Here is a 16,474-nt window from a genome sequence, read left to right on the forward strand (position 1 = left end):
AATTAATCATTCATTTTGATTTAAAATAAAATTCATACCTTTGTAGACTTTTACAAAAATTTTAATATATGGCAAATTCAAGAGCAAGAGAAACCACAGAAGCTATCGAAAGATTATATGTCTCTATGAGACACTTATTTTACAGAGGATTTTTCAAACCTTCAGGAGTTTCCGGTGAGTCATTGAGAAAACTCTTAATGGTTATCAATCCGGAAATCTACGGAAGTATGAGCATTCCTAATAAGATAGAGCTGGATGGTTTGCTTTATGTTCTTGACCGTCTTCCGGAAGGTATTGAGGAATGTTCTTTTATTCATTTAACTTCTGACGAAGGTTTTGACAAAGGAAGTTTCGAGCCAATCGTTCCAAAGAAAAGACGTAGAAACTGCTACAGAATCGATGAACACCAGATGAACATCGAGGTTCTTTTGGGTCGTTCTGAGATTTATGATATTTTGACCCACTTAACTTTCCTTTATCTGGAAGCGGACAAAATCAGAAATATCGGTTTTGACTTGACTGATGGAGGAAGACCTAGACGTACTTGGAAAATCATCGAAGAAGTTGCAAAAGGAGAAAAAAAATACAGTAGAAAAGAAAAAGAAGTCGCATTGATTCATCTTTCATCTTTCTTAGGAAGAACTTTTGATGAAACGCTTAATGCTTACAACAATTTCGGTGACGATAAAAACCCGGATCGTTTGTTCAAAATCATCTATTGGATGGGACAAATAAGTTTCGAAGATTGGAAAGAAGTGAGAGAAAGAGAAATCCATTTCTCAGCAATTCTTCAAGAGAGAGTTGGACATCACCTTTTTGGAGAAAGATGGGCAAACAAAATCAAAAAAGTTCTTGTTGAAAATGACCTTCATATGCGACCGCTTCACATCATCAGCGCGAATATGCACTCGGTGAAAAATATGGTTTTCGCTAATGACGCTCTTAATAAAAAAGGAACCAAAGAAGTTGATTACAAATTATTCGCTGACATCAGTAACCAGAAAGACCTTCAGGAGAAAGTTCTTGACCACGCTTTGAAAGAAGGAATGATTTACATCGATGATAACAGCGGAAGTAATATTGATGTTCAAATCATCGACCTTGCTAAAACCGAACTTAAAAATACTGTTTTTGCTGATCAAAAGTATAAAGGAGACGATGTAATTTTGGTTTTCGATTATGCTTTCGGAGAACAAGCTTTCGAAGTAATGGACGAATTACTAAGACCTTATGAAGTGAACGGCGAAGTTTATATGATGAAAGTGAAATCGGTTTCGATAATGGGTAAAGCCGGAATCTTAACTGGAGGGAAAGGAGATATTATGATTCCAACGTCTCATATTTTCGAAGGAACTGCCGACAACTACGTTTTCGAAAACGCTTTGAAAGCTACAGATTTTGTAGATGATGAGGTTAAATCTTTTGAAGGACCAATGGTTACGGTTTTAGGAACATCACTTCAGAATAAAGATATCCTTTCTTACTTTATGACGACATCTTGGAAAGCAATCGGACTAGAAATGGAAGGCGCACATTACCAAAAAGCGATTCAGGTGGCAAGCAAAATCCGTCATCACATTTCTCCGGATTTGTTTGTGATGTACGCTTATTACGCTTCGGATAATCCATTGGAAACGGGAAGTACATTATCTTCCGGCGGACTTGGACTTACAGGTGTAAAACCTACTTATATGATTACTCATAAAATCATCGAGAAAATTCTTGAGAAGAAATAAAAATTTGAAGCCTCCGATTTGGAGGCTTTTTTGTTTTTAAATCTCGCAGATTGTTCTGATTTTGCAGATTCATTTTTATTGAAATCAGCGCCATCTGTAAAATCAGCGAGAAAATTAAATTCTATATAAAATTAGCAATCGTATAAATAAGCAAACCAACCAATCCACCAACAATAGTTCCGTTGATTCGGATGAATTGTAAATCTTTTCCGACTTCTAATTCTAATTTTCGGCTAAGTTCTTTCCCTTCCCAATTTCCGACTGTTGTACTGATTAATTCTCCAAAATTCTTCGTGTTTTTCAGAATGTATTTATAAGCCGTCACTCTTACCCAATGGTCGATTCGGTTTTGGAATTGTTCATCGTTTTGAAGATTGAAAACAAACTCATTGATATTTTTTCGGACGTAAGATTTCAGTTTAGAATCTTCTTCGGATAATTCTTTGATTAAAGACGATTTCAGAGATTGCCAAATGTCGGATGAATACTGCTTTAGTTTGTCGCTATGTAGAAAATCGGATTTGATGGATTCAAATTCTGTTTCCCATTTTGGTTCTTCTTTAAGCTCTTGAGAAAAATCCAAAATCTTATTAGTGATCTCTGCTCGTAATGGATGATTAAGATTTTCTTCAACTTCGAGAAAATAATCACTTAAGCCTTTAGTAATTTTCTCTGCAATTTTATTATCTACAGATTTTGGAATCAGAAAAAAACTCTCCTTTGCTACTCTTTCGGAAACCATTTCCTGATTTTCCAGAATATAATTTTTGATTTGAGAACTTAGATTGGTAATGATTTTCTGATGGTCGTTTTTATTAAGAAGATATTCGATTCCGTTTCCGATGACTGAATTTAATTTGATAGAATCCGTCATTTCCTCAGCTTTATTTGAAATGAAATTCACAACCGATTCATCATCAAGTTTATTAATAATATCTTTAATGATTGAAGACAATTCATTAATCAAAACATCTTGATTCCTTTCCTTAGAAAGCCAATCGCCAACATAAACCGAAATTTTTAGTTTCTGAATATACGGACGAATATTCTGAGGCGAAAGAAAGTTCTCAACCACGAAATTCCCGAGATTGTCACCAATTTTTTCTTTAGAATTTTCAATCAGATTGGTATGTGGGATTTTAAGTCCTAAAGGATAATTGAAAAGTGCAGTCACAGCAAACCAATCCGCCAAAGCTCCAACCATTGCTGCTTCCGAAAACGCTCGGATATAACCAATCCAATGCGAAGAATTTTCTTTTTGCAAAATTGTCATCGATATGAAAGTAACCGCCATCAGAATAAACAATCCTGTTGCCAACGTTTTATACCGCTTGAGTTGCTGTTTTTTCAATTCATCATTCATAAATCAGGAAAATCGAAAATCATTCCAAACAAAATTATTGATATTTGGGGAAAATAAATTTATTTTTACAAGAAAGTATTTCCCAATGTTGAAAAGAGTTCTGAATATTTTCCTTTTGATAATCGCATCCGTTATCGTCCTTATTTATATCACTGGGTACAATTATCTTTTCCGTGGAATCAAATCAACCTATCTGCGAGGCGAATCCAGCTCAACTATAGATGACGGAAAACTTTTTCCTTCAAAAACAATCTCCAAAGGCATTCCAAAACCTTGGCCAATTGATATCAATTATAATAAACAAAAAATCTCTTCCGAGCTTGAGAAACAATTGATAGAAACAGAGTCGGTTTCATTTTTGGTCATTCAGAAAGGGAAAATTCTGCAAGAACATTATTGGGATAGTTATAATAAAACAACGCCAAGCAATTCCTTCTCTATGGCAAAAGCTATTACCGTATTATTGTTAGGAAAAGCTATTGATGATGGAAGAATCCAGGGACTTAATCAACATTTTTCAGACTTTTATCCAGATTTTTCAAATAATGATTTTGGAAAAAAACTCACTTTAGGCAATCTGGCGTCTATGGAAGCTGGGCTGGATTGGGACGAAGATGGTAGTAATCCTTTTGGTTCCAATGCAAAAGCTTATTATGGTTTTTCTTTATCAGATGTTGTTTTCAATAAGAAACTAAAACAGAATCCTGGAGAAAAATTTGAATATCAAAGTGGCGTAACCCAACTATTAGGATTTGCTGTTGGAAAATCTATAGGAACAAGCCTCTCCGAATATGCATCTGCAAAATTTTGGAAACCTCTGGGCATGGAACAGAATGCAGAATGGTCAACCGATGACTTGGGCGTAGAAAAATCGTTTTGCTGTATCCAATCCAACGCAAGAGATTTTGCAAAAATTGGCTCTTTACTTTTAAATCGAGGAAAATTCAATGATATTCCTTTGATTAATGAAAATTTTGTAGGCCAAATGACAACACCATCGGAATATTCTAAAGGTGCTTACGGAATGGGATTATGGACAAATTACGATTCTAATATTCATCACTATTATATGTGGGGGCTCCACGGTCAATTTGTGATTATGGTTCCACAATACGATATGATAATTGTAAGATTAGGAGAAAAAGAAAATCCTCTAAAAGACTCTAAAAACCGTCCAAAAGTTGTAGAGTTTTATATTAATGAAGCTTTTAAATTGGCTAATAAAAACTAATCTGCGTCATAGTCCAATAAGGCAAAAACACTTAGAAGAGTACTATTTTTAAGCTTTTGTTCGGCCTCTTTTACATATTGTGCTTCGTTGCTTGCAGGAACATAGATTTCGTAAAAATTTTTATTTCTTATAACAAACAAAGTCGAACCGATAATCATCGTTAGAATATCTTCGGATTTTGGTGCATTATGAAAAACCCCGGAAACAATCCCTCTTTTCACAATCTCATCAATTCTCGCAACACAAGTCTGATAAAACTCTAGAAGGTCATCTTTTACATTATCCAAAGTCCGCATCTCCTGCGTTACAAAACCATGGAAATAATTGTATTTGAAAAGCAAAGAAATCACATAGTTCACAATTTCCTTCATCTGCATCTCGGGCTTACCTTCTTTGATTGTTTGAGCAAACTCAGAAAAACTCTCTTTTGTACGCTGAACACGATATTGATAAAGATAGGACATCATCTTTTCTTTCGAACCAAAATAGTACGAAATCATCGCCACATTGATATTGGCTTTTGTACAAATATCACGCACAGAAGTTCCATCAAAGCCTTTTTTGGCAATTAATTCTTCTGCAACATCTAGAATAATGATTTGTTTATCCGTAAATTTTTTTCTCATTCTCAAAGAAAGATTTAATGTAAAATTAAACTTATTTTTCATTAATTACAATAGGCACTATTTTTCTATCTTTGATAATGGATTTTCTAGATTTTCATCATCACAAGCCCAATCAAATTGGAATTTACAACCTCAATCTTGAAGAAGAAATTCCTGCTGGAAAATTCTCGATTGGACTTCATCCAAAAGACATTACAGAACATTGGAAATCTGATTTCGAAAAAATTAAAGAAATCTCGACTTCAGAAAATTGTCTTGCAATTGGGGAATGTGGTTTGGATGGTTTGATTTCTATTGATGAAAAACTTCAATCTGAAATTTTTCAAGCTCATATTTCCTGGGCAGAAGAAATTAAAAAACCGATTATCATCCATTGTGTTCGTAGGTTTTCGCAGATTTTACACTTCAAAAAAGCAAAAGTCCCCTTGGTAATTCATGGTTTCAATAAGAAAGAAAATATCGGAAAAGAACTTTTGAAAGCTGGCTTTTATCTGAGTTTTGGAAAAGCAGCTTTAGATAACTTATCTTTGCAAAAATTGATTGAAGATTTTCCTATTCAAAGATTATTTTTAGAAACCGACAATGCTGATTTTGAGATTTTAAATTTGTATGAGAAGGTCGCAGAAATCAAATCTATTTCTTTGGAAAACCTGAAAACTCAGATGTGGGAAAATCTCGAAAATGTGATTAATTATGGATAAATTTTGGTTAGAACGCACCGAATTACTGATAAAAGAAGAAGGAATTGAAAAGCTACAAAATGCTAAAGTTTTGGTAGTAGGTTTAGGTGGTGTAGGTTCTTTTGCTGCAGAATTTTTGGCAAGAGCAGGAATCGGGAAAATGGTCATCGTGGATGGGGATGTTGTAGATATCACCAATATCAACAGACAATTGCCAGCACTTCATTCAACAATTGGTCAGCATAAAGTGGAGTTGGTTGGAGAGCGATTGATGGACATTAATCCGAAACTTAATCTTACCAAAATCAATGAGTTTCTGGAACCAGAAAGAATGGAAGAATTAATAAAATCAGAAAAATTCGATTACGTTTTGGACTGTATTGATTCTTTGACTCCGAAAATAGCATTAATGATAACTTGCCGAAGAAATAAGGTAAAATTAGTATCATCTATGGGTGCTGGAGGAAAGACTGATCCTAGCAAAGTAATGGTTCGAGACCTTCACAAAACCAGAGATTGTCTATTGGCAAGACAAGTAAGAAAACGTCTTAAAAAAGAAAAAATCAACAAAGGTTTCCGTTGTGTTTTCTCAACAGAGGTACAGGATGAGAATAGCTTGAAAATGACTGACGGAACTAATTTTAAGCGATCCTTTTATGGAACAATCAGTTTCATTCCGGCTCTTTTTGGATTGTATGCAGCAGCGGAAGTCATTAATTATTTAACTGGAAGACAACAATATATTGAAGACTAATAGCTATCCTTCCCACGAAAAACTGAAAAAGAAATATGAAATAGATCTCCTTTTTGGCAAAGGGAAGTGGCTTTCTGTGGATAATGTTAGAATCATTCATTTGAAATCTTCGGAAAAACTTAGTATTGATTCTCATAAAATTGGTGTTTCTGTTTCTAAAAAATTTTTCAAAAGAGCAGTTGACAGAAATCGAATAAAACGCTTATTAAGAGAGTCTTACCGACTTAATAAATCAGTTTATACAGAAGCATTTGGTGAGAAATCAATCGCAATGCTATTTTGGGCTTCGAAAGATTTGCCGGAGCATTTTTCTGATGTTGAAAAACAATTTTTGAATCTTTGTAAAAAGAAATTAGGCTGACGTTTTCATTTAATTTGTAATTTTATTCTCAAACAAATTACAAATGAGCGATATTTTACCTTTCATTCTCAGTGCTTTTATCGGAATAGGATTGGCCGCAGCGTCTGGCTTCAGAGTCTTTTTACCAATGTTTGCTGTGAGCCTCGCCTCTTATCTTGGTTGGATTCCTATGTCGGATAATTTCGAATGGTTATCCGGATTACCTACGCTTATCACGACTGGTGTTGCAACCATTATAGAAATTATAGCTTACTATATTCCTATTGTTGACAATTTTTTGGACACGATTACAATTCCTTTGGCTACAATTGCTGGTTCTATATTATTTGCAAGTCAGTTTATGGAGTTGGGGACATTTCCTCAATGGGCTTTAGCACTGATTGCAGGAGGCGGAACCGCTGCGACAATTGCTTCAGGATTTGCCGGAACACGAGCCGCTTCTACTGCAACAACAGCAGGAATTGGCAATAATGTAGTTGCTACCACAGAAACCGCAGGAGCTGGACTGATGTCTATTCTTTCTATCTTCTTACCTGTTTTGGCTTTTATTTTTGCGATTGTTCTTTTGGTTTTAGTTCTGTTTTTTGGACGAAAACTTTGGAGAAAAATGAAGACACAAAATTCTGGGATATTTTAAAAACAAAAGACCGCAAATTGCGGTCTTTTGTATTATTAATGAAAATAAGTTTTATTATTGAACTTTGATGTCATCAATTTGGATTGTTGTTGTAACACCAGTTCCTGCTCCCTCATATTTGAAAAGGATAAATCCGTTTCCAGTTAAACCTGCAGGAATAGTATATGTTCCAGCATTTGCAAGAGTACCATAAGTATTGGTTGGTGTCTTAGGAATTGTAAAGCTAGATGTAATGTCTGTTAAAGTAGCTGTAGAAATATCAGAACCCGGAGTATAATCATTGGTTGTATAAACTTTAAGCGCATCACCATTATAGTAACCAACATTGACTCTAAAAGTAAAACTATTAGCTGCTGTAAAATCTACAGGCACAACAAAATAATTTTGGAATGATCCACTTCCAGCATTTGCAGACATTTGGATATACTTGTTACTGCTAAATGTTTTTACCTGCCAATATCTATTACCTACATAAGCATAATTAAGATACTTAGGGAAATTTGCAAGATCAACGGCATAACTCTCAAAATTTTCTGTAAAAGATCCTGAATAAGCAATATCTGTTCCTCCTAATAATCCCGTTGCAAAACGAGGATTTGTAAAATTGATATCACTTACACCTCTAATAATATTTTGGTAAGGCGTAGATCCTGTTCCATATTTGCTTACAACAAAAGTGATATCTCCACTCTTATCAGGAATAACATATGAAGTTCCTTTAAAGAAACCATCTGTTCTTACGATTCCTGTATTTCCATCTTTATCAACTAAATTTCTATTAGTATCTACATAAGTTCCCGCAAGATCTTTATTCATCAAAGGCAAACCTACTTCATTAGACGCAAATTGAACATTTTTAACAATTGCTAAGGTATTTACATATTTGGCATCTTTGATTTGCGTAAGAGTCAATTCTTGAGGAACTATAGTTGCGATATCTAGACCATTACCATTGCAAACACCTGAGATAAATCTACCAATAATAGACTCTGGAATTCTACCAATAGCATAATCCGGATCTTTTACCCCTAAAGTGATAACATCATTGGATTTTCCAATCACCATTCCATTTGCTTTGATTCTGATGTGAGCTCCAACCGGAAAATCGGTATAGTTCATAGATTTGTTAACACCTACAACCAAACCAACGGTTGGGTTTTCTGGTTTATCTTGGAAAGATATCGTTTTGTAAAAATTTCCGCTTGCGTCAGAAGACACAACATATCCATCAAAAATAACTGCAGGATTGGTAGCATCTTGTGCTGGTACAGTGTAAACTCCGTTTGCTGGAGAGCTAGCTACAAACTCTGCCATTGTAATAGTTGGCGCGTCAAACTTGTTATTACAAACCATTTCTGGTGCATCCCAATTATCATCTTTGACACACGAAATCTGGGAAGCTCCTAAAACAGCTACACCAAGACTTATTTTGAAGTATTTTTTTATATTCATTTTCTTGCTTTTTTAAAATTGTTTTTTAGAATCTCACTTGTAAATTAACGAAGTACGAACGTCCTTGTGTATACCAATATTTAGGTGCGAAGTTTGGTGTACTACTATTAAAATCATTCTCAAAATCTACATTCCCCTTGGTATTTCTGATTTGTTCGAATCCACCAGTTATATAATTTGTATTATCAAAAATATTGTTAACAGATGCAGAAATCAACAAATAGTATTTCCCAAAAATCCAAGATTTTCCAACATTAGCATTAATAAAATGTGCGGATGGAAGTTTCTTTTGACTCATGTAGTAGTCTAGTTTTTCTTGAGTAAGTGTTGTAATTGGTGTGCTACTAATATTACTTGTATACCACTCATCACTTCTTGTAATAGCATTAGGATCAAGATTGTTATCATCTAGGTAATTCCAGTTAGCTCCTACCCACCAATAGTGTGGATTGTTGTAACGTAATCCAGCAGAGAAAGCTTTTTGAGGCGTACCTCCTACTTTCATTCCTTTGATGTTTGTTTTTCCGTAATCAACATATGGCGCTGCTACAACATCTGAAGCAAAATAAACTGTTGGATTGTTTCTATAAGTATAATCTCCCCAGTTTGCTACACCTTGGAAAGAAAGCGTTGGAAGGATCTTATAATCAACACCCAATTCTGCACCCATGTTTCTCTTGTTCACATTGGACATTGTCTGTACTACAAAAGCACTGGCAGTCTGGTCTCCTACTCCTGTAGTCTCATCATTAGTACTTGTAGCAAGTGTAAGTCCATCTGCAAAGAATCTCTGCACGCTAGTATCATCCTCTGTATCAACCAAATAACCCGTAACTCTCAATTTCAACTGAGGAGTAGAAACAACATAACTCAAGTCATTGGCATTAATTTTAACATTTTTAATACCTGGTGCTGAGTAGTTATTATTTCTTGGGTTGATAAAAATATCTTGTAAAAATGGTGCTTCTGTGAAATATGCGCCGTTATAAACCAAGAAATTTCTACCATTTAATCTATAAACAACTTGGCTTTTCAGACCATAATTCCAATAATTGTAGTCTTGACCTTTCCCAAGAGAATGATCCTGATAAAGATAATGCTGGAACAATCCTTCTCTGCTAGAAGTAGAGTATCCAAATAAACCGCTTACAAAAACATCAAAATTTCCTGTGGAAAACTTAACGCCTGGGTTTACTTTTACCTCTTGTCTTCTTAAGATATAATTATAACCAATCTTGTCGCCAACATGTTTTGCAAGGTTGGTATCGTTCACATCATAAAGACCAGAGGAGCCTTTTCTGTTAGAATCTGCAAATGGATCAACTCCCAATACATAATCTGCACCCAACATATCTTCTACTTCTCTATAATATTCGGAACGGAAGTTCTGATAAGAAACGTTTAGTAAAAATTTGGATTTATCTGTAAAATTGTAGGTGTAGTGTGTAGCTGCATTCCAGATCTTATCATCACTTACGTCATTTACTAAGAAATATTTTGCTCTTTTTCCTGTAAGACCATATTTTGTAGACATCTCCTGCTGGTCAAAAGCATCATTACTACGGTTTACGTTATATAGATTGTTCCAATTGATCTGAGTAACTTCTTGATTATTATTCGCCCAATTTTCAATAGCCGCATCGCGACCGTTCATTAACTCAGTATATAATGCAGGATTTTGTACATTATGATATGCATTATACTCTATACTATTGGAGTAATAACTTGGTAATTTTTTGTAATAGGTTGGCGATGGATTATTTGCATTTTGCCAATCTAATCTGGATCCACTATCTTTTCCAAATTGGTAAGAAAGCGTAGTCCAAAGGCTAGATTTTTTATTGATTTTTAAGAAATCTTGCAATTGGAAAATCGGTTGAAAACCTTTTCTAACTCTTTCGTTTCTTTTTTCTCCATTTTGCCAACCCCAATATGAGTTGTAATGTACGCCTCTGTAATTATAAACCTCTTGAGTATTAGGACTAGACGTAGATCTTCTTGTAGGAGAAGCAAAAGCATTGAATGTAATCGTGTGATTATCATTAATTTTCTTCTCAATCCCAAGATAAGTTCCATAAGCATCATAGAAAGTTCCATCTTGGATTCCTTCTTCTGCCCATCTTTTAGCTCCCATCAAAGTGAATGCCCAACCTTTTTTAGACATTCCCGATGTATATCTTAAAGAAACTCTTTGTCTGTAATTTCTGTTTGTAATAGAATAAACAGCTTGGAAACCTTTTCTATACTCGCTAGCTTTGGTGTTTTTATAAATCACCCCACTCGCTCCTCCGAATGCATATTCTGAAGGTGAATGATTAGCAGAGATCTCGGGGTATCTTACAATTTCGTTAAGTCCTCCCCAATTAGAAAAATCAACATTTCCATTATCAGATTTTACCATAGACACTCCATTCAACATATTTTCAGAAGTTCTACCGTCTACACCTCTTGGTCTGAACCAATATGCACCAAGGTCAAAACTTGCTATTCTATTGAAAACATCTTGAGAAGATTGTAATAGACCTACTGTTGACGATTGCCCATTGTCTTCATCTCCCGCATTATCTAGGATTGCAAGACCTTGATCCGCGCCTGTCAATGTTGAGTAAAGGGTAATAACCCCCAAGTCTTTTCTTTTCTCCGTAGTAATATCAAATTCCAAGGTTTTTGTTTCGAAATTTGACTTAGATACCACAATCTGATAATGTCCGGTTTTTAAATCTACAAACTGGAAATATCCAATTTTGTCTGCCGAAACATCATTACCTTCTCCTTTAAGACTTACTTGTGCTTTTTCAACTGGTTTCCCTTCTGCATCTTTCAGATATGCAAAAACCGTAGTTTGTGCAAAATAAAACGACGCTGGAAGCACTGTAAATAAGGAGATTAATGATAGTTTTTTAATCATAAATCAATTAGGTTTTGTTTGCTCTTTTTTTCTAATATACAGTCCGTTACACACGGAAGGCAAATGTAAATAAATTTTTGATAATTAATACTTTTTAACATTTTTTTTATTTTAACAAATTATCAATTTTTCGAAACATAATTGTATATTATTAAAATATTGTAATTTTTATTTTACAACAGTTCAAAAAAAATTACTTTTGTAGCCTTACATTTTTTATTATGAAAAATATATTTACTATTGTTGCTATTCTTAGCATTTCCTTAGTAGCCGCTCAAAAAAGACAGGTTCGCGCCGCTACCATAGGATTTTTAAACGTTGAAAACCTTTGGGATACCATTCGTTCTGCAGACTATATCGACGGCACAAAAGACAGAAGCAACCCCGCTTTCCACAGAAGTGTGCCTTTAGACTCTATCAAATATCTTGAAGTAACAGATAAAGATTACAAAGGACCATGGAATGACGAGTCCCTTATTGGCAAAAAAGTCGTGAGAATCCAAGGTAGCTCAGAAGAGTTCACTCCCAAAAGTGGAAAAAACTACACCTATGATGTTTATAAACAAAAATTAGCCAATGAAGCAAAAGTGATTTCTGAAATGGGGAAATCTTATACCGGAACAGCTCCTGTTGTGGTTGGTCTTTTGGAAGTAGAAAACCGCCAAGTTGTAGAAGACCTTGTAAAAGAACCAGCTATTGCAAAATATGATTATGGAGTTGTTCATTATAACTCTTATGATTACAGAGGTATTGACATAGCCTTTATCTATCAAAAAAGAAGATTCACTCCTTCCAAATCCTGGACAAAAGAAATCAAAATTTTTGGTAGCGAAGGAAAAAGAGAATACACAAGAGATATTTTAGTTTTAACCGGTTTTCTTGACAACGAGAAAGTTGCATTTTTCCTAAATCACTGGCCATCAAGAAGAGGAGGCGAAGCTATTTCTCTTTCTAAGCGTAATGCTGCTGCAAAGGTCTTAAGACAACAAATGGATAGCGTAAGAGCACTAGATCCTTCTACAAAATTATTTGCAATGGGAGATTTCAATGATGACCCAGTTAGTCCAAGTTTAAAAAATGGGCTTAAAGCAGTAGGCAACCCAAAAGATTTATCGGAAGAAAACCATTATCTTAACCTTATGTATCCGTTGTATAAAAAAGGTATTGCTTCCTTAGCTTACCAAGATGCACCTAACTTGTTTGATCAAATCATTGTATCATCCAACCTACATTCACCTAATAAAGAGCTAAGAAAAGACTACACTGTTTTCAAAGCAGAAATTTTCGCTCCAGACTATCTAATTACCAAAGAGGGAAATTACAAAGGTTATCCATTTAGATCATGGTCAGGAGACAAGTTTACCGGAGGTTATTCCGATCACTTTCCTGCATTTGTGGTATTGCAAAAAGAACCTTAAGTAATAAAAAATCAACCGTTTCAAATTTTGGGACGGTTTTTTTGTAGATTTTTGCAATGTTATTTACCGATTTTTTTCTCGATTTTTTTCAATCATCTTTTCCGCATAGATTGATTCTTTTTTTTAAATTGTTTTTGTTGTTTAAGTCTGTCACAGTTTGTGCAAAAGTACTTATGGATAAAAGCAAAATAATGATTAAATGCAGCTTTTTCATTTTACAACTGATTTTTTCGTTATTAATGTGAAAATTAAGAGAAAAATTTTATTACTTCAGAAATGTAACTTTTAATTTAATCCGAAAAAAAAGAAAAGCATTCCGATATTTCGAAATGCTTTTGATAATTTATTCTTTCAATTTAAGATTCTTATTCTGTGGCGGAAGCGGAACGTAGCCATCATCATTGATTACTTTAGGAAACTCGTGGTTTTGCCATCTTGTTTTGGCATCTTCTATGATTTCTCTGGAAGTTCCAACGAAATTCCAATAAATGAATCTCTGCTCAGGAAAAGGTTCTCCTCCGAAAATATAAACTGTGGAATTGGGTTTTAAAACAAAATGACAAAGTTTGGAATCCTTAGCAATCAGAATATGCTTTGGAGAGTAAAGATTACCTTCACTTTCGATATTTCCTTCCAATATATAAAGAGAAGATTCTCCAAAAAGATAATCACCAAGAATGATTTCTCTGTCTTCCTGAAGCGTGTTTTTTACTTCTAAGAAATATAATGGCGAATAAACCGGAACTGGAGATTTGCGTCCGAGGATTTCGCCAGCAATTAGTTTATAATTAATCCCATTATCTATCCAACTTGGAATATCTTCTTTGTTAATATGGAAAAACTCTGGTTCCATTGTTTCCAATTCCTTTGGAAGCGCTACCCAAATTTGTAATCCGTGAAGGTTTTTATCGGTTGTTCTCAGATATTCCGGAGTTCTTTCGGAATGGGCAACGCCTTTTCCTGCGGTCATCCAATTGACAGCGCCTTCTTTGATTTCGATTTCTGTTCCCATAGAATCTCTATGCATAATGCCTCCCTCGAACAAAAAAGTAAGCGTAGAGAGTCCAATATGCGGATGAGGTGGGACATCCAAATTTTCATAATCTTTAAGCGCAGCTGGTCCCATATGGTCGATGAACACAAATGGTCCAACGCTTCTTTTCTGAGTAAAAGGTAACAATCTGCCAACCAGAAAGTTACCAATATCAGCCGCTCTTTCCTCGATTATCATCTGAATATTTGACATATTTTCATTTTTAATTTGGACTTAAAATTAATAATTTCTATTGAACTTTTTCTTTTTAATTAAGCTGCCCAAATTAATGCAAGGATTTTTATATGTTAAATGACTTTTTGACAAAGATTTTTCGTTGGTACAGTTTATGACTGAAATGATTACCTTTGTGAACCTATAATTTTAAAACATATTAATGGAATTAGCATTAAAGATTTTTCAGTTTGTACTGAGCATCTCTATTCTTGTAACTTTACACGAAATCGGGCACTTCTTGCCGGCGAAATGGTTTAAAACCAAAGTAGACAAATTCTTCTTATTCTTTGACCCTTATTTTTCCATCTTCGCGATGAAGAAAATCAATGGAAAATGGCAATATAAATTCCTTTCTAAAAACCAACCTACCGAAGAAGAGGTAGAAATAGACGGAAAAAAAGTTCTTCAGCCAATCGATATTTCTAAACTTCCGGAAGATGACTGGAGAAGACACGAAGGTGTGAAATACGGAATCGGATGGTTGCCTTTTGGAGGTTATGTGAAAATTGCCGGAATGGTGGACGAAAGTATGGATACTACTCAACTTTCTAAACCGGCTGAACCTTGGGAGTTCCGTGCAAAACCGGCTTGGCAACGTTTGATTATTATGCTTGGCGGAGTTACTGTGAATTTCTTTTTGGCTTGGGCAATCTATTCTTCGCTTTCTTATTTCAATGGAGAAACTTATCACGATAATGCTAAATTCGAAAATGGAATTGCAGTTTCTGAACCGGCACAACTGTTAGGATTCAAAACGGGAGATAAAATCTTGAAAATCGATGGAAAACCGGAAGAAAGATTGGAAGACAGTTTCCTTGACATTTTATTAAGTAACGAAATCACCGTTCTAAGAGATGGAAAAGAAGTTAATTTCGCTCCAAATGAAGACGGAATTGCACATATCTTAGGTGCTAATGAAGCTAAAGCTTATATCACGCCAAGATTCCCTGCTGTAGTTGACAGTCTTGCTCCAAATATGCCAGCAATACAAGCAGGATTGAAGAAAGGAGATAAAATAGTCGGAATCAATGGTCAAAAAATCGAATTCTATGACCAGATTGGTGATATTCTTAAAGCAAACAAAGGCAGAAAAATTTCTTTGGACGTTGTTAGAAATAATCAACCATTGACTATCAGCTCAGATGTGAATAAAGAAGGAAAACTAGGTTTTACACCGGATTTGAAACTCGCTCAAAGTTCTCTTAAAGAAAGTGAGGTAACAAAAAGCTACACTTTCTTACAAGCAATTCCAAGAGGTTTTGACAGAAGTATTGCTTCTTTGACAAAGCAGGTAAAGCAGTTCAAACTGATTTTCCATAAGAAGATACAAGGTTACAAAAAAGTAGGCGGTCCAATTGCGATTGTAAACAATATGCACGTTGATAAGAGTAAAGACGGAAGCTTATCTATCAATTGGGAGTTTTTCTGGAGTTTTACGGCAATGTTTTCGGTTTGGTTGGCTTTCCTTAATTTAATTCCGATTCCGGGATTAGATGGAGGTCACGTACTATTTACATTGTGGGAAATCATCACAAGAAAGCCGGTTCCACAGAAAATCTTGGAAAACGCACAAATGGTGGGTGTAATTTTCTTATTAGGACTTATGGCGTTAATATTTGGAAATGACATAGTTAAGCTAATAGTACAATTATTAAGTCAAAAAAATTAAAAAAAGTTTGTCAAAAAATTTGGTGCAAATATAAAAACATTATATATTTGCACCACTTAAAACAAAGGACATTCCTCTTTAGCTCAGTTGGTTAGAGCATCTGACTGTTAATCAGAGGGTCGCTGGTTCGAGCCCAGCAAGAGGAGCAAACCACTAGACTAGTCTAGTGGTTTTTTTATGTACTCTCCCCAAGTTTTAGGCTTGATTCAATAAGCCTATTGTGATAATTTTTCTAAAAAAGAAACACAAATTAAAAATACTCTTGGAACTAATATAAAAAATCATATATTTGCACCACCAAAAAACAAAGGAAAATTCCTCTTTAGCTCAGTTGGTTAGAGCATCTGACTGTTAATCAGAGGGTCGCTG

Annotated in this window: 13 protein-coding genes and 2 tRNA genes (1 of these 15 only partly in view); 10 read left to right on the forward strand and 5 right to left on the reverse strand. The window is 34.7% G+C overall.

The features are described 5' to 3' along the window. Positions 1-68: 68 nt before the first annotated feature. Positions 69-1,736, forward strand: coding sequence for a DUF6909 family protein (locus RTY06_RS02365; RefSeq protein ID WP_312822526.1), 1,668 nt, complete (start codon positions 69-71; stop codon positions 1,734-1,736). A 121-nt stretch (positions 1,737-1,857) separates the two neighbouring features. Here RTY06_RS02365 and RTY06_RS02370 read toward each other — a convergent pair whose 3' ends face one another. Beyond that, positions 1,858-3,099: a DUF445 domain-containing protein gene (locus tag RTY06_RS02370; protein ID WP_312822527.1), complete on the reverse strand. Its 1,242-nt coding sequence runs from the start codon at positions 3,097-3,099 to the stop codon at positions 1,858-1,860. Positions 3,100-3,184: 85 nt separating this feature from the next. Between RTY06_RS02370 and RTY06_RS02375 the strand changes: the two genes are divergently transcribed. Next, on the forward strand, positions 3,185-4,330 hold the full coding sequence (locus RTY06_RS02375; RefSeq protein WP_312822528.1) for a serine hydrolase: 1,146 nt from the start codon (positions 3,185-3,187) through the stop codon (positions 4,328-4,330). Here RTY06_RS02375 and RTY06_RS02380 read toward each other — a convergent pair. Continuing rightward, on the reverse strand, positions 4,327-4,956 hold the full coding sequence (locus RTY06_RS02380) for a TetR/AcrR family transcriptional regulator (RefSeq protein ID WP_116034639.1): 630 nt from the start codon (positions 4,954-4,956) through the stop codon (positions 4,327-4,329). The genes RTY06_RS02375 and RTY06_RS02380 overlap by 4 nt on opposite strands. Positions 4,957-5,033: 77 nt before the next feature. Here RTY06_RS02380 and RTY06_RS02385 point away from each other — a divergent pair, with 77 nt between their 5' ends. The 4 genes from RTY06_RS02385 to RTY06_RS02400 are packed head-to-tail and all read left to right on the forward strand — an operon-like array spanning position 5,034 to position 7,388. Beyond that, positions 5,034-5,657: a TatD family hydrolase gene (locus RTY06_RS02385; RefSeq protein ID WP_312822530.1), complete on the forward strand. Its 624-nt coding sequence runs from the start codon at positions 5,034-5,036 to the stop codon at positions 5,655-5,657. Further along, positions 5,650-6,390, forward strand: a complete 741-nt coding sequence (locus RTY06_RS02390; protein WP_116034624.1) for a ThiF family adenylyltransferase — start codon at positions 5,650-5,652, stop codon at positions 6,388-6,390. The genes RTY06_RS02385 and RTY06_RS02390 overlap by 8 nt, the downstream gene beginning before the upstream one ends. Continuing rightward, on the forward strand, positions 6,380-6,751 hold the full coding sequence (gene rnpA / locus RTY06_RS02395) for a ribonuclease P protein component (RefSeq protein WP_312822532.1): 372 nt from the start codon (positions 6,380-6,382) through the stop codon (positions 6,749-6,751). Before RTY06_RS02390 ends, rnpA begins: the two co-directional genes overlap by 11 nt. A 43-nt stretch (positions 6,752-6,794) precedes the next feature. Beyond that, positions 6,795-7,388, forward strand: coding sequence for a DUF4126 domain-containing protein (locus RTY06_RS02400; protein WP_312822534.1), 594 nt, complete (start codon positions 6,795-6,797; stop codon positions 7,386-7,388). 54 nt (positions 7,389-7,442) lie between these two features. Here RTY06_RS02400 and RTY06_RS02405 read toward each other — a convergent pair whose 3' ends face one another. Together RTY06_RS02405 and RTY06_RS02410 are read right to left on the reverse strand one after the other, a co-directional pair. After that, entirely contained in the window at positions 7,443-8,840 is a 1,398-nt protein-coding gene (locus tag RTY06_RS02405) for a DUF5689 domain-containing protein (RefSeq protein ID WP_312822536.1), read from the reverse strand. 25 nt (positions 8,841-8,865) lie between these two features. Further along, positions 8,866-11,748 (reverse strand): carboxypeptidase regulatory-like domain-containing protein, encoded by a 2,883-nt coding sequence (locus tag RTY06_RS02410; protein WP_312822537.1) that lies wholly within the window; start codon positions 11,746-11,748, stop codon positions 8,866-8,868. A 221-nt stretch (positions 11,749-11,969) separates the two neighbouring features. Here RTY06_RS02410 and RTY06_RS02415 point away from each other — a divergent pair, with 221 nt between their 5' ends. Next, positions 11,970-13,166 (forward strand): endonuclease, encoded by a 1,197-nt coding sequence (locus tag RTY06_RS02415; RefSeq protein ID WP_312822539.1) that lies wholly within the window; start codon positions 11,970-11,972, stop codon positions 13,164-13,166. Positions 13,167-13,509: 343 nt separating this feature from the next. Here the strand turns inward: RTY06_RS02415 and RTY06_RS02420 are convergent, their stop codons facing one another. Beyond that, entirely contained in the window at positions 13,510-14,412 is a 903-nt protein-coding gene (locus RTY06_RS02420) for a pirin family protein (protein ID WP_312822540.1), read from the reverse strand. A gap of 184 nt (positions 14,413-14,596) precedes the next feature. Here RTY06_RS02420 and rseP point away from each other — a divergent pair, with 184 nt between their 5' ends. From rseP to RTY06_RS02435, 3 genes are all read left to right on the forward strand, one after another. Further along, positions 14,597-16,105 carry an RIP metalloprotease RseP gene (gene rseP / locus RTY06_RS02425; RefSeq protein ID WP_312822541.1) on the forward strand — a complete coding sequence of 503 codons (1,509 nt, stop codon included), beginning with the start codon at positions 14,597-14,599 and terminating at the stop codon, positions 16,103-16,105. 72 nt (positions 16,106-16,177) lie between these two features. Further along, positions 16,178-16,251, forward strand: a tRNA-Asn gene (locus RTY06_RS02430). Positions 16,252-16,421: 170 nt separating this feature from the next. Then, a tRNA-Asn gene (locus RTY06_RS02435) sits at positions 16,422-16,474 on the forward strand (it continues 121 nt past the right edge of the window).

The organism is Epilithonimonas sp., from assembly GCF_032055105.1.
GTDB lineage: Bacteria > Bacteroidota > Bacteroidia > Flavobacteriales > Weeksellaceae > Epilithonimonas.

Coding starts and splice junctions, on each gene's coding strand:
- rseP (WP_312822541.1), top strand. CDS start 14,597: ATGGAATTAGCATTAAAGATTTTTCAGTTTGTACTGAGCATCTCTATT.
- RTY06_RS02380 (WP_116034639.1), bottom strand. CDS start 4,956: ATGAGAAAAAAATTTACGGATAAACAAATCATTATTCTAGATGTTGCA.
- RTY06_RS02405 (WP_312822536.1), bottom strand. CDS start 8,840: ATGAATATAAAAAAATACTTCAAAATAAGTCTTGGTGTAGCTGTTTTA.
- RTY06_RS02390 (WP_116034624.1), top strand. CDS start 5,650: ATGGATAAATTTTGGTTAGAACGCACCGAATTACTGATAAAAGAAGAA.
- RTY06_RS02400 (WP_312822534.1), top strand. CDS start 6,795: ATGAGCGATATTTTACCTTTCATTCTCAGTGCTTTTATCGGAATAGGA.
- RTY06_RS02385 (WP_312822530.1), top strand. CDS start 5,034: ATGGATTTTCTAGATTTTCATCATCACAAGCCCAATCAAATTGGAATT.
- RTY06_RS02415 (WP_312822539.1), top strand. CDS start 11,970: ATGAAAAATATATTTACTATTGTTGCTATTCTTAGCATTTCCTTAGTA.
- RTY06_RS02410 (WP_312822537.1), bottom strand. CDS start 11,748: ATGATTAAAAAACTATCATTAATCTCCTTATTTACAGTGCTTCCAGCG.
- RTY06_RS02365 (WP_312822526.1), top strand. CDS start 69: ATGGCAAATTCAAGAGCAAGAGAAACCACAGAAGCTATCGAAAGATTA.
- RTY06_RS02370 (WP_312822527.1), bottom strand. CDS start 3,099: ATGAATGATGAATTGAAAAAACAGCAACTCAAGCGGTATAAAACGTTG.
- RTY06_RS02375 (WP_312822528.1), top strand. CDS start 3,185: ATGTTGAAAAGAGTTCTGAATATTTTCCTTTTGATAATCGCATCCGTT.
- RTY06_RS02420 (WP_312822540.1), bottom strand. CDS start 14,412: ATGTCAAATATTCAGATGATAATCGAGGAAAGAGCGGCTGATATTGGT.